This is a genomic window from Consotaella salsifontis (assembly GCF_900167365.1).
GTDB classification, from domain to species: domain Bacteria; phylum Pseudomonadota; class Alphaproteobacteria; order Rhizobiales; family Rhizobiaceae; genus Consotaella; species Consotaella salsifontis.
In genome coordinates, this window is sequence record NZ_FUXL01000011.1 from 38,545 (window position 1) to 51,679 (window position 13,135).

The 13,135-nt window shown below is 64.7% G+C and carries 6 protein-coding genes; 1 reads left to right on the forward strand and 5 read right to left on the reverse strand.

The genetic code is table 11. The features are described 5' to 3' along the window. Window positions 1-132: 132 nt before the first annotated feature. From B5D38_RS15320 to B5D38_RS15340, 5 genes are all read right to left on the reverse strand, one after another. A complete protein-coding gene (locus B5D38_RS15320) occupies window positions 133-1,917 on the reverse strand; it encodes a GAF domain-containing protein (RefSeq protein ID WP_207552968.1) in 1,785 nt (594 codons plus the stop codon). A gap of 471 nt (window positions 1,918-2,388) precedes the next feature. Then, window positions 2,389-2,826 carry an NADH-quinone oxidoreductase subunit B family protein gene (locus B5D38_RS15325; protein ID WP_078709314.1) on the reverse strand — a complete coding sequence of 146 codons (438 nt, stop codon included), beginning with the start codon at window positions 2,824-2,826 and terminating at the stop codon, window positions 2,389-2,391. A gap of 11 nt (window positions 2,827-2,837) precedes the next feature. Further along, the gene (locus tag B5D38_RS15330; protein ID WP_078709315.1) at window positions 2,838-3,794 is read right to left on the reverse strand and encodes a respiratory chain complex I subunit 1 family protein; all 957 of its coding nucleotides are present in this window, start codon (window positions 3,792-3,794) and stop codon (window positions 2,838-2,840) included. A gap of 5 nt (window positions 3,795-3,799) precedes the next feature. After that, window positions 3,800-7,615, reverse strand: coding sequence for a proton-conducting transporter transmembrane domain-containing protein (locus B5D38_RS15335; protein ID WP_207552969.1), 3,816 nt, complete (start codon window positions 7,613-7,615; stop codon window positions 3,800-3,802). A gap of 223 nt (window positions 7,616-7,838) precedes the next feature. Then, window positions 7,839-11,171 carry an autotransporter domain-containing protein gene (locus tag B5D38_RS15340; RefSeq protein ID WP_245319262.1) on the reverse strand — a complete coding sequence of 1,111 codons (3,333 nt, stop codon included), beginning with the start codon at window positions 11,169-11,171 and terminating at the stop codon, window positions 7,839-7,841. 611 nt (window positions 11,172-11,782) lie between these two features. On the opposite strand from B5D38_RS15340, the gene urtA reads away from it, so the two are divergent. Continuing rightward, window positions 11,783-13,084, forward strand: coding sequence for an urea ABC transporter substrate-binding protein (gene urtA, locus B5D38_RS15345; protein ID WP_078709317.1), 1,302 nt, complete (start codon window positions 11,783-11,785; stop codon window positions 13,082-13,084). The last annotated feature ends 51 nt before the right edge of the window (window positions 13,085-13,135 follow it).

Below are 13,135 nucleotides of genomic sequence, written 5' to 3' on the forward strand. Positions count from 1 at the left end.
GGCGCTAAGCTATTTTCGCCATGGCTGTATGATGCCGGTGTCGCCTTTTTTGGCGAATGTCGAACGCTGATCGCCTTCGAACCGGCTTCAGTGGATGGGAGGCGTTGACGCGACCTCCCAAAGAGCGGACCGTCATTTGATCAGGTCGAGCTCGGCCCGAAGCCGCTTCACATTGGGAACGATCATGGCGTTGGCGCCCAGACGCTGAATGATGCCGCCTCGGATGAGGTCGGCGAGCGCCGTGGATACGGACTGGCGCACGGCGCCGATCTGCATCGCCAGGTCTTCGGCGTTGGGCGCCGTATCGAGGATGACGCCCTGCCTGGTGCGCCGCCCCTCCCGATCGACCGCGTCGCAGAGCGCCCGCACCAGGCGGTGGCGAACGCTGTGAAAGGCCATCGCCTCGTTCATCCGGATCGACCGTTGCAGCATCCGCTCGATCACCGGCATGACCGCAAGGGCGAGATCGGGGTCCTCGTAGGCCAGCCGCCGGAAGTTCGAGTTGCGAAGAGTGAGGAATTCGCAGTCCTTCTTGACCTCGAGCAAGGTCTCGGCCCTGAGCGATAGGGCGTCGCCGCCGTTGAGCGTGAACAGCGTGAGCTCGCGGCCCTCGAAGGAACTGAAGCAGCGAAGCTGCCCGCTGCGCATGATGAGGATGGATTCTTCGCCATCGTCGATTTCGTCGGAGCCGTAGATGAGATGTCCGCTCTTGAACCGGCGGACCTTGTATGTGCCCGGCATCGCACCGGCGAGAAGACGTTCCACGGTGTCCTGGATCTGCGGCTGCTCGTCGTATCGGTGTGCGCAGATCTTCGCCGCCCGAGCTGCGGCCGGATTAGGGCGCTCGTTGAGCGGGCGAAGCGGCTTCTCGATCCGCGCGAAGAGCGTCGAGCCTCTCGCGGTCTGAATGATGATGTCGTCCGCGCCGGCCCTGCCGTCCATGTTGGGGCGCTGAAGCGAGAAGATCTGCGAAAATCGCGTGACGCCGATGTCCTGCCAAGTCAGGCCGAGAAGATCCATGGCGTTGCGGTTGGCGCCGACGAGAATGTCATCTTCGAAGGCGACGATGCCCTCGTGCGGACTGCCGAGAATGTAGGGGTTCGGATGGATGTGCATCCTCTCCGACTGTGCGTGCCGTTGCTCGAACAGCCTTCGCTCGATCTGATCCACGGATCGTTGGAGCAGCGCCAATGAATGGCAATGCGGCACGTGCGAGCCGGTCGAAAGGTCGAGGACGCCAACGATCTTGCCGGCAGGGTCGAGGATTGGCGCTGCCGAACAGCTGACCGCGCTGTGCGCGGTGAGAAAGTGCTCGCCGCCGATGACGGAGATGGGGCGTCCCTCGGCAAGCGCCGCGCCGATGGCGTTGGTGCCGAAGGAGGTCTCGCCCCAATGCGCGCCGGGATGGAGGGCGATGCGATCCGCCTCCTCGGCGAAATCGGCGCTGCCGACCCGCATGAGCAGCACACCGTTCGCATCGGTCAGGATCACCGCACCGCCGGACTCGCGCATTTCGCGGCTCAGCGCCTCGACCTCGCCCCAGGCAGCCTGGACAAGATCCTCATTCTCGTCGAGGAAGCGAAGAATATCCTCCCGCTGCGGAAAGGCGGGAGAGGGTCTCTTTTCAAGGTTGATGCCGCTGGCCGCGCTGCGCTGCCAGGAGCGGAGGATCGGCAGGGGGATCTCTCGCGGCGCCATTCCCTCCTTGAGGAAGCGCTGGCGGATGGAGATCAGAGCGTTGCTGTCGGTGATCGGAGCCCTCGTCGGGGCAATCTGCCGGTTGGTCGGCAAGGGCTGATCGATCGCGTCCAGCGAGGGGCAGCTCAGGCACTGCTTCATCAGAAGCGTCGCCATGTCCATTTCGACAAGGCAGCAATCGCTGCCGCAATTGGTCATCTGAACCATCGGACGACCCATCTCCCATTCGGTCGCCGGCAGGCGGAGGCCGGTTCTCGTCGGTCGACGGAAAGCCCTGGCGGTCTTGGGTGCCGCTCCTCGGGCATGGCACGGGCAAACAGGGCTCGCGTCAGACCGATCCGCAAGGTCGCTTACCGCCACCGGGGAGCGAAACTTGCGGGCCGAGCCGTTATCGGAGCAGCCTCGGGGTCGAGCCATAGCAAAATGTGAAGGCTCCCATCCACTAAGTGGGAACCTCCTTTATCGCCGTCAAAACGGGCCCAAATGCGTTATTTTGGGGCGGTCCAGCGGGGGCGGTGGCAAGCGGTAGAGTGTCGCATGCATCGCGGCGGCAACTCCTGGCAGCTCTCCTTGATCTGCGGGTGCGTCCTTGGGTTGATTCTTCTCCCGCCTTGGTCGCTAGCGTTCGCGGGGGATTCTCAGCCCGTCTATCGGCCCCTGGCCTATGCCAGAGTGATTGGCAATCTTTTCCTACAGCCGTTCTCGCCAGATCTCGATGGCCTTGGCGACGCCCTCGATGATGGCCTGGGGGCGCGGCGGGCAGCCGGGCACGTTGACGTCGACGGGGAAGTACTGGTCGATGGGGGCGAGGACGGCATAGCTCTCGCGGAAGATGCCGCCCGAGATTGGGCAGACGCCGACGGCCACCGTCACCTTGGGCTCGGGAACCTCGTCGAAGACGCGGCGCGTCGCGTCGAGCACGCGCCGGGTGAGCGGCCCCGAGATCAGGACGATGTCGGCGTGGCGCGGGCTGCCGCAATACTGGCAGCCGAGGCGCTCAACGTCGTAGCGCGGGATGAGGGCGCAGGTCGCCATCTCCACGTCGCAGCCGTTACAGGAGCCGGCGTTGATCCGGTAGATCCAGGGCGACTTCACCGCGACGTTCTTGAAGGAGGCGAGGATGTTCATCGCCGATCTCCTCAGGCCGCGACGACGGCGACGAGGCTGGCGGCGGCGAGCATCAGCGGCCACTTCAGGAAGAAGCCGAAGGCCTGGTCGATGCGCATGCGCCCCGACGAGAGGCGAATGGCGGTCACGCCGAGAAGCATGAGCACGAGGATTTCGACGAGCCATGTGACAAGGCCGAGGATGCCGTCCGGCCCGAAGGGAGCGAAGAGGGCGATGCCGAGGCCGAGGACGACGACGGCCTTCAAGGCCGACATGACCTTGAAGAGGCCGAGGGCTGGCCCGGAATACTCCAGCAGGGGTCCCTCGAGGATCTCGGTCTCCGCTTCAGGGATGTCGAAGGGGACGATGCCGAGATTGGCGGGGAAGAAGAGGGCGAAGGCGGCGATGGCCGGCCACATGACGGGGTCGAAGAGGAAGGCGCCGTTGGCGCGCTGATAGGCGACGATCTCGGTCAGGGAGAAGGTGACGACGCCGCCCTGCAGGGCGCCGGTGTGGAGGGCTACGGCGGCGACGACGAGGACGATCGGCCCCTCATAGGCGAGCATGATCATCATCTCGCGGGTGAAGCCGAGAGCGCCATAGGGGGAGGAGGAGGCCGATCCCGCGATCATCAGGGCGACCCCCGGCACCATCAGGAGATAGAGCAGGACCAGGAGGTTCCCGAGCAGGGTCGGCGGCGTGTAGACGCCGGCAATCGGCACCAAAGCGACGGCGAGGAGCATGGAGACGGCGCCGACGACGGGGGCACCGAAGAACACCGTCTCGTTGGCGGTGGTCGGCACCATGGACGTCTTGAAGGACAGCTTGACGAGATCGAAGAAGGGCTGGGCCAGCGGCGGCCCGACGCGGCCCTGGAGGCGAGCGGCGACGCGCCGGTCGGCGCCCTTGAGGCCGAGGCCGAGGGCGAGGGCGAAGAGGCCGCCGGGGAAGAGGAAGACGGCGATGAGGATGGCGATCTGGTTCGACATGGGTGTCACCGGTCCTTGGGCGTGTTCGCGGGGATGAGACCGCCAAGGTCTCGGACGTGGCGCAACGTGGTTGAGGAGAGGTCGTAGAGGCTGGCGGCGGGTAGGCGCGTGTCCTCGGCGGCGAGATCGGCGCCGCTGGTGTGGATGGCTGTCCTCACGATCCGGCCGCGCCGCCCGAGGCTGAGCCAGGCGAGGGAGATAAGGCCGAGGACGAGGGCGAGGATGGCCAGAGCCCCGGGGTTGAAGCCCTCGACACCCGGCAGCGGGCCGGTGAGGGTGGCGGCGATGGGGGCCATGCCGAGCTCGGCCTGGATCGCCGCGATGGGCACCAGGAGGAGGCCGGGCATCAGGCCGACGAGGAGGCTGGCGCCGCAGAGCGTAGCCATCGGCAGGAGCATGGCGAGCGGCGCCTCCTCGGCCTCCAGGGCGCGGGCCGTGGGCGCGCCCATGAAGGCGGCATGGGCGAACTTGAGGACGGCGGCGAGCGTCAGGAGGCTGGAGAACATGGCGGCGGCGCCAAGCAGCCAGTGGCCCGACTGGAAGGCCGCCTCGAAGATCAGCCACTTGGAGGTGAAGCCGTTGAGCGGCGGAATGCCGGCCAGCGATAACCCGGCGAAGAGGAAAAAGCCGAAGGTGAGGGGCATTCTGCGCCCAAGGCCGCCGAGCTCGTCGAGAGTGGTGGCGTGGTTGCGCATCATCACCGCGCCGGCCACCAGGAAGAGGGTGTCCTTGAGCAGCATGTGGTTGACGAGGTGCATGAGCCCGCCGGCGACGCCGAGCGATGTGCCGAGCGAGAGCGCCAGGAGCACATATCCGAGCTGGCAGACGGTGGAATAGATGAGCAGCAGCTTGATGCCGTTCTGCAGCACCGCCATCGCGCCGGCATAGACGATGGTCACGCCCGCGATGACGGAGACGATGTAGAGCAGGACAGGCTGGGCGCCGGCCTCGCCGAAGGTGCCGGGAACGGTGCCGCCGAGCCGCGCGAGAGCGGCCGTTCCGCCGAGCAGCGCGGCGAACTTGAGCACCGCCCAGGGGCCGGCCTTGAGCAGGACGGCGGAGATGTAGCCGGAAACCGGAGTGGGAGCGGCGGCCGGGTGCATCTGCCAGTCGATGCGGATGGGCAGCTGCGCGGCCTTCATGACGAAGCCGAGAAGGATGAGGCCGACGGCGGGGGCGATCTTCGCAACGGGAAGCGCCGCCACGGCGCCGGTCAGCGCTCCGAGCTCGAAGGTGCCGGTCTCGGCGGCAAGGAGCGTGACGCCGAGGAAGAGGAAGGAGGCGCCGACGGTGTTGAAGAGGAAGTATTTGAAGCCCTCGCGCCGGGCCTCCTCGGTCTCCTCGTGGACGATGGCGGCCCACAGCGCCCAGCTCGACATGAGCTCCCAGAAGGCGAAGAAGGTGAAGAGGTTTCTGGCTGTCGTCATGCCGAGCAGGCCGGCGATCATCACCAGGAAGGCGGCGAAGAAGCGTCCCTGGGCATGGCTGTGGGCGAGGTAGGCGGTGGCGTGCATCAGGTTGAGCGCGCCGACGCCGGCGATGAGAACCGCGAAGGAGAGGGAAAGAAGGTCCATCCGCCCGGCGTCGAGCAGCAGCGCGGCGAGGGCGGCGATGGTGACGGCGACGGCGAGACGTCCGGCCCACTTCACCGACCAGCGGCCGGTGAAGAGCACGGCGATGGCGCCGATCATGGCGAGAGCCGCGCTGGCCGGCCACTCGGTGACGAGGTTCGGCAGGAGTGCCGGCTCGAGGCCGCCGCGCGCCGCGATGAGTGAGCCGGCCTCATTGACGAGGGCGAGCTGCCAGTTGGGGAAGAGGCCGCCGAGAACGATGGCGAGTCCCAGCGCTCCCATGGCGACGAGCATGGAGAGGGGCGCGTCCTTGACCGTCTCCGGTCCCTTGTAGGAGCGGTAGAAGAGGATCGAGACGACGCGGGTGTAGTAGACGACGCCGATGATGCCGCCGAGAAGGAGCAGGGCGGCGACGAGGTAGTTGCCGGCCTCGACGGCGGCATAGACCATGAGGAACTTGGAGACGAAACCGGAGAAGGGCGGCAGGCCCATGATGGCGACGGAGGCGAGGGCATAGAGGCCCGCCGTCACCGGCATCTTGCGGCCAAGCCCCGCGAGGTCGTCGATGCGGCGCAGGCCGGTCCTGAGGATGAAGGCGCCGGCGGCGTAGAAGAGCAGCGTCTTCATCACCGCATGGTTGGTGATGTGCAGGAGGGCGGCGTCGGTGGCCAGTGCCGTTCCGAGGCCGAGAATGGCGGCGATCTCGCCGATTTGGGCGAGCGTCGAGAAGGCGAGCATGCGCTTCAGCTCCTTCTCGAGGAGGGCGCGCACCTCACCATAGATGAGGGTGGCGCAGCCAAGGACGAGAAGGACGGTGGGAAGGTCGATGCCTTTGAGGGCAAAGCGCGATAGCGCCGACAGGCCGATGACCGAGAAGAGAACCTTGGCGATGCCGAAGAAGCCGGCCTTGGTCAGGATGCCGGAGAGCGGGCCGGAGACGGAGGAGGGAGCCTGCGGGTGGGCGATGGGCAGCCAGGCCTGGAAGGGCACGAGGCCGGCCTTGACCGCGAAGCCGACGAAGAAGCAGGCGCTGGCCAGCGCTCCGGTCAGGAGCGGGAAGTCGGCGGCCTTCTCCGCGAGGGCGGCGAACTCGAAGGAGCCGATCTCGGCGTGGACCACCAGGATGCCGAAATGCATGACATAGGCGCCGGCCGCGCACATCAGGAAATAGATGAGGCCGGCCTTGAGGGCCTTCTGGGTCTGCTCCTGGATGACCAGGAAGTAGGAGGTCCAGGTCATCAGCTCCCAATAGACGTAGAAGTTTCCGAGCTCATGGGCGGTAGTGAGGCCCAGCATCGAGCCGATCATCAGGAAGGCAAAGAAGTAGTAGCGGTTGGTCCACTCGGTCCGCGCCATGTAGCCGACGGAGTAGACGATCATCACCGCGGCGATGGCGGCAAAGAGCAGGGCGAAGAGCCTGGAGGTGGGGTCGAGGGAAGTGTCGATGACGACGAGGCCGAGGGTGACGAGGGAAAGCAGCACCGCCGCCCCGTCTCGCCAGCGCGGCAGGTAGTGGCCGATGGCGTAGATCACGAAGCCGCCGACATAGGGCACCAGCACGAGGCTTGCCCAGGGCGATTCGAACTCGGGCACCAGGCCCTTGCCGCCGACACCGGCGAAGCTCTCTGCCAGATGCTGGAAGGGATGGGGGAAGAGGCTGATCGCGATGGTGATGGCGGCGAGCACGTAGGCCACCGTTTTGGCGCCCCCCGCCGGTACCTCCTCCATCTCGACGCGCCGGTCGGGCCGCTGGAAGCACACCTTCTGGATGACCAGCATGTAGTAGACGGCGGCGATGATGGAGGCGAGCGTGCCAATGGCGGCCAGCATCCAGCGTCCCTGCTCGATGGCGGCATAGAGGATCAGGAACTTGGAGAAGGAGCCCTTGAAGGGGGAAAGGCCCATCACCGAGAACATGCCGAAGCCGAACAGCGTCGTCATCAGCGGCATGCGCCGGCCGCTGCCGGCAAGATCGTCGAGATTGGATGAGCCGGTGCGCGCGATGAGATACCAGCCGGTGACGACCACCAGCCCGCGCATTACCACCTGAAACCCAATGTGCATGAAGGCGCCGGTGTCGCCCGCCGCCCCGCCGAGGCCGAGGCCCATCAGGACGTAGCCAACCTCCGCGATGGTCGACACGATCACGACACGCGGAAGATTGGGAAGGCTCATCAGCGCCGCGATTTCGCCGAACAACAGCAAAATCGCCCCAAGCCAAGCGAGCTGGCCTCCTTCGAGCATAAGCATGACGACCTCTGATTCCCCCGGATTCCCAGACGTTGGCGTTACGTCTAGTCCCGGCCACCGATCGTCGCTGTCGCCCACGAGACAAGAGGGAACCCGGCCGTGTCGCGTTGGTGACATGGCCGGGTGTTTTTGTATTCCGTTCAATGGGTTGGATACCGGCCGCGAAGCTCAAATATTGTTGGCGGCGAGGCCGGCATCCGTTCTTTCGTCCAGCCGGCGGATCCTAGAAGGCCACCTTCAGACCGGCATTGACGCCGTTGTCCGATCCATCTGCCGCAAACTGACCGGCGTAGTTGAGGTAGAGCTTGGCGCTTTCGGAAACATCGAAGTCGATGCCGGCGTTGACCGTGGCCGCGTCCTCGTTGATCGGAGCCCCCGCGATGTCGAAAGGCGCGCTTCCGGAAATCGTCATGGCCGTTTCCGGCGTTACATCGCCGAAGGCATGGCGCCAGCCGATCTGGCCGGAAAGCAGCGCGCTCCTGTCGCCGAGGGCGAAGCGTTGAGCGGCTCGAACGCCAAGCGACATGTAAGTCACGTCCATGTCGGCATCGTCGACGCCAAGCGCTGCCGTTCCGCCGCTTTCGGTGAAGCCATCGGTCGAGACGTGGACCTGCGCCAGTCCGGCATAGGGCTCGATCATCGCCGTGTCGAAGGTGAAGGCGTAGGCTGCCTCGCCGAACGCCTGCACCGTGGAGGCGTCGTAGCTGCCCTTGAGGGTCTGCGACAGCGGGGAAATGTCGATGGTCCGATCACTGTCGATGTCGGCATAGCTGTAGCTGGCCCCGAAGGTGAAGCGCAGCGCGTCGACTGATGCGGCGCCATAGAGACCGACGAGATAGGTATCAGCATCGGCCTTGTCGCCCTCGTGGTGGAGAGAGAAGGACGAATGACCATAGCCCGCCAGCGCGCCGATGCTGAGATTGCCGTCGATCGCCGTGTCGGCACCGAAGTAGAAGCCGCCCGTATCGCGATCCAGAGAGCTGACTCCGTCGCCTTCCGTCCTGCCATGGGCGCCGTAGGCGTGGCTCCAGACGCTATAGGGTTTGGCGTTTGCCTCTTCCTTGGCCGATGGCATCGCAATTCCCCCGACGTAACGGGCGGAAACGGCATCGCGGAAGAAATGGCTGTCCTCGGCGAGTGCTCCCATGAGCGAGGGATAAAGCTCGCCGGTCATCTGTCCGAACGCGGCATTCGCCGTGCCGGCGTCGAGGCCGACAATGGCATTGTAGATCGTGCCGGGACCGACGCCTTCGATGGCGTTGGCGACGGCGGCCGCGTTGGACGTGGTGGCGACCGCGGAGAAGTCGATGTCGTTGCGCACCATGGCGAGGTTGAGGGTGTTCCCTTCGGTCTCGAAGAAGGGCGTCAGGAAGGCCATGTTGGTCACGACCTCTTCGAACGATCCGGTGACGCCTCCCGCCGCCAAAAGCACCGAGTAGCTGGTGTCAGGCCGGTAGTTGCCGTTCGCCGCGACGCTTGCCAAAGTTCCGCCCTTGATCGTAGCGGCGCCGCTGGCGACGATCTGGTCGGCATGACCGTCGGCGTCGATCTCGACCTTGTAGGTGGAGCCGGGGTCGAACGTCACATCGCCGTCGACCATGAGCCTGCCGATCGAATTGCCCGGTGCGACCGTGCCGCCCTTCTTGACGAGCAGGCCGCCGAGCGTGCCGTTGCCGCCGAGAAGCGCGCCGTCTTCGACCGTGGTCAGGCGGGAGTGTTCAATCGAGCCGTTGACGAAGAGCGCGCCGGCGGCAACCGTGGTTTCGCCGGTGTAGGTATTGGTGCCGGTCAGATTCAGCGCGCCGGTGCCCGCCTTGGTCAGCGATCCGCTGCCGGAGATCACTCCCGGAGCAGTGACAAGATTGTCGGCTGAGGCAACGTCCAGGGTGCCTTTGCCTTCCAGAACGACGTTGCGTTCGAGGCTCGTCATGCTGGTGCCGGCTATTCTCAGCGTGCCGTTGTCGAGCTTCAGAGCGGCATTTGCATTGCCGAGTGCTAGATCTTCGTCGACGATCACCGTGCCGCCGTCCTTGATCTGCGTCTCGCCGATGAACGAATGATCATCGATGCAGTATTCGGCGATGGCCGCCTTGAGGCGCGCGTCCTTGGAGTAGCAGTCGAGAACCTGCTTCTTTTCGTCGAGCGTCAGGCCCTCGAGGATGGGATTGCCGTTCTCATCGGCAATCTGGCCGAGGCGGACATCGGTGCGGGCGTTGTTGCGGGTCAGGTAGAAGGTCGAGCCGTCGAGGGTTTCCTTCTTGCCGTCGCCAGCGACATAGGCGGTCTTCTCTTCGCCGAACGTGCTGGCGTCGGCGCCCCAGATCACCGTCTTCTTCGCCGGATCGCCCGCATAGTCCGCTAACACCGGACCGACCCAGCGGACGGTATGGGCGACGGTGTTGTGATCGGAAAGCGGCGTTCCGTCATTGCCGACGCTGACCGATTCCATCACGCCCACATAGGGATCTTTCGGATCGTCGGCGAGCGTGAACCACTTGCCGAAGGGGCGCGCGGCCAGGAAATGGTCGATCTTGACGTGGTCCCAGCTCGCCCAGGTGTTGGTGTCATCCTCACCGGCAGACGTCCAGGTGCTGATGCCGTCGCCGGCGGCCAGAGGCGCGTAGATTTCGCGGTGCGCTTCGTCCGTCAGAAGAATGTAGTTCTTTTTCAGAACGTTCATCGTGACGGGGGTGTTGCTCGCCACCGGATAGGTCTCGTCCTTCAGCTCCAGTCCGCTGGACGCCATGTCTTTCTCGATGATGGAAGCCCACTGCTGCCAGCTCAAATCGGAAATGCTGTTCTTGCCAGGGAACTCGCTGCGGTTGTTGTCGAAGTAGGTCTGGAGGACGTTACGGTACTTTTGCTTACCGTTGGAATCGGTGGCGCGCATCGCCGCGACATAGGCTTCGGCGTCGTCCGCCTTGCCATCAGGAGCATATTCGCGCCCGAGCTGCTTCCAAAGCGCCGACGGCGCGCTGTCATAGATGAGATGGGTGTAGAGCAGCGCCTGCTGTATAGAGCGGTTCAAACCTCTCTCGGACACGTCGCCGGCATTGAAATCGCCCGTGAGGAGGAACGGGCTCGTGGAGGAAGCCGCCAGCTCATTGAGCGCCTTCGCCTGCATGAGGCGGCTGCCCGACTCGTCCCTCCAATCGAGATGGGTGGAACCGACCGTCATTTTCGGCAGTCCGTTCTGTGCGTCGATGAAGGCGAGGGCCACGCCGCCGTTGCCGACGTTGGGAATGCCGTATCCGGCCGATGACGTGCCGGTCGAGCCGGGAAGCCTGGTCAGGATGCCCGAATCCTGCATGGCGCGCTGCGCCTTATAGTCGCCCAGCCACTGATCCTTCAGCATTCCCGGCAGGTCATCCAGGTAGTGCTTGTTCGACAGCTCCTGTATGGCGATGATGTCGTAATTGCCGCCTTTGAAGAAGGACGACATGTTCGCAACTCTGCCGCTGAACCGCTCGCCCCAGGTGTTGAAGGTCAACACGCGGAAGCTGCCCTTGGGGGTCGTGTCGTCGGAATGGGCGGGGGTTGCGAGCGCGCTGATCATTGCGACGCTGCAGAGCAGCATGCGCGCGCGAGCTGAAACGGCGTGGCGCCGTCGTTGATGATCATGAAAACTGAACTCGGATGACATTGCGGCCCCTCTGGCGACTTCCGTCGACGGAAACTGCTCCGTCGCGGGACGGCGGGGGTAAATCACCGGTAAATGTAACCTCCATGACAATAAGGCTTGCGATATATCTCGGGTGTCGAACGAGATGGCTCCTTGCCCGACAGTGGCAATTTTGCCGCAGTTCGCTGGTCCATCTGGTTTGTGTCGAGGATGGACAAGTCGGCGGCCTGTTTTGGCAGACCGGGGGCCGCAGCGCGCACTCACGGGCGAACGGTGCCCGCACTCCGGCAAGGTCGAGCGGACGCAACGGCACGCGCCCGCAAAATGGTGTGAGCCGGAGAGCAGAGGTTAATCACCGACTGTTCAGAATTTGTTCATAACTCGCTTCTGCTCATAAAGCGATCTTAGGCTGTCGGTGACCCTTGGCGCCGTGTCACCGGGAAATTCGCCATCCGCCGTCTCTCTCCGCCGTCTTGGCACGGTGCTTGCGAGGCTGGTCCGTGCGCACCTCAAGCGCGGGGCATCAACGGTTGGAGAAAAGACACATGGACCTTCGCACGAAACGGCTGGGCACGCTCACGGCCGCTGCGATCGCTTCCTTCTGCGTCACGGGCGCGTTCGCGCAGGACAAGCCGTCCGGCGAGCCGATCAAGATCGGCATCCTTCATTCCCTCTCCGGCACCATGGCCATTTCGGAGACGACGCTGAAGGACGCCATGCTGATGCTCATCGACGAGCAGAACAAGAAGGGCGGCGTGCTTGGTCGGCCGCTGGAGGCGGTCGTCGTCGATCCCGCTTCCGATTGGCCGCTCTTCGCCGAAAAGGCGCGCGAGCTGATCAGCCAGGACAAGGTCGCGGCCGTCTTCGGCTGCTGGACCTCGGTGTCGCGCAAGTCCGTGCTGCCGGTTTTCAAGGAGCTCGACAATATCCTCTTCTACCCCGTCCAGTACGAGGGTGAGGAATCCGAGCGCAACGTCTTCTATACCGGCGCCGCGCCCAACCAGCAGGCGATCCCTGCCGTCGACTATCTGATGGACGAGGGGGTTCAGCGCTGGGTGCTGGAGGGCACCGACTACGTCTATCCGCGCACCACGAACAAGATCCTGGAGCAGTACCTCAAGGATAAGGGCGTCGCAGCCGAGGACATCAAGATCAACTATACGCCCTTCGGCTTCTCCGATTGGCAGACCGAGGTTTCGGCCATCAAGGACTTCGGCTCGGCCGGAAAGAAGACCGCCGTCGTCTCCACCGTCAACGGCGATGCCAACGTGCCGTTCTACAAGGAGCTCGCCAACCAGGGCATCAAGGCGACCGACATTCCGGTCGTCGCTTTCTCGGTGGGCGAGGAAGAGCTCGCCGGCATCGACACCGGCCCGCTGGTTGGCCATCTCGCCGCGTGGAACTACTTTGAATCCGTCGATACGCCGGAGAACAAGGAGTTCATCGACAAGTGGCACAAGTTCATCGGCAACGACAAGCGCGTGACCAACGACCCGATGGAAGCCCATTATATCGGCTTCAACATGTGGGTGAAGGCGGTCGAGAAGGCCGGCACCACCGATCCGGACAAGGTGATCGACGCGCTGCCGGGCGTCGAGCAGGCCAATCTTACGGGCGGAATGTCCAAGATGCTGCCGAACCACCACATCACCAAGCCGGTGCTGATTGGCGAGATCCAGTCCGACGGGCAGTTCGAGGTGGTCAGCGAGACGGACGACCTCGTTCCGGGCGATGCCTGGTCGGACTTCCTGCCCGAGTCGAAGAAGCTCGAGGCCGACTGGGTGGACCTCAAGTGCGGCAACTATGACACCGAGGCGAAGAAGTGCCTCGGCGACGCGGCCAAGTAGGCCGGGCCGGCACGCCGCCACGGCGTGATGAAGGAGGGGCGGCCGCCGATC